Source organism: Marinagarivorans algicola (genome assembly GCF_001292705.1).
In the GTDB taxonomy this organism is placed as follows: Bacteria; Pseudomonadota; Gammaproteobacteria; order Pseudomonadales; family Cellvibrionaceae; genus Marinagarivorans; species Marinagarivorans algicola.
Map to the genome: position 1 here is coordinate 1 of NZ_LGAK01000102.1, position 932 is coordinate 932.

The window sequence follows — 932 nt, forward strand, 5'->3', positions numbered from 1 at the left end:
GCTCTAATAAAATGTCTTTTAGCTGATGTATGACAGGCTCTAAAAGATCGGCACAGCGAACCATCCATGTAGCGAGTGTTTTGCGGCTTAATGTGATATCCAATTGCGCAAAGAGCGCCTCTTGGCGATACAGCGGCAATGCAAATTGGTATTTTTGAAGTATTACCTGTGCCAGTAAGCTCGGTGTCGCGATGCTCTTGGGAATAGGCGATGCCGGTACATCCGCAATTTTGATGGGTGTGTGAGTGTTATTCTGCTCACACGTACGACAGGCATACTTGGGGCGAACGGTTTCAATGACTTTAATTGAAGCGGGGATGTACTCAAGCTGTTCGCTGGTCTCAGCACCCAATTGATGAAGCTCACCATTGCAGCAAGGGCAGACTTTTTCTTCGTCAGTTATATCAATGACACGCGTTTCGCGCGGTAAGTCTTTTGGCAGAGGTTTACGCTTAGGTTGAGATTTTTTAGTGGTGCTACTTTCTTGAGGTTGCGGCTCGACCTTTTCAGGTTCATCAAGCTCCGCTTCAGGCTCATTAAATAGCGACGGCTGTACACTCGCCTTTTCGCACGAGGCATCAAATTGACGATGGCGAGCAAGATTGAATTGCTCGCGCAAAAAATCATTCTCTTCTTTGAGCAACTTATTTTGTGCTTCGAGAGATTGAACTTTATTTTTTAAGTCGTCATTTTCCATGCATGGATTTTACCATCTATGCAGGGAAAATTAACTGGCAGATGAAAAATAAATCGCTTGATGGCCCTCGATATCGTAACCCTCGAGTAGCCAGTGCAGTTGTTGTTCGCTGATTTCAAACGTATCGCCACATTTCTTTGGCCACTTGAAGCGAGCTTTCTCCAAGCGTTTATACCAAAGGGCAAAACCTGTTTTATCCCAGTACAGTATTTTCACCTTATCCCGCATGCGATTT

At 45.0% G+C, this 932-nt stretch carries 2 protein-coding genes; both read right to left on the reverse strand.

All coding sequences use genetic code 11. From position 1 onward, the window contains the following. Positions 1 to 697, reverse strand: a 697-nt coding sequence (locus tag AC438_RS16345) for an IS66 family transposase zinc-finger binding domain-containing protein (protein WP_156317136.1), incomplete at its 3' end; no start/stop codon positions are given. 30 nt (positions 698 to 727) lie between these two features. After that, a partial coding sequence (tnpB, locus tag AC438_RS16350; RefSeq protein ID WP_156317137.1) for an IS66 family insertion sequence element accessory protein TnpB occupies positions 728 to 932 on the reverse strand: 205 nt, incomplete at its 5' end.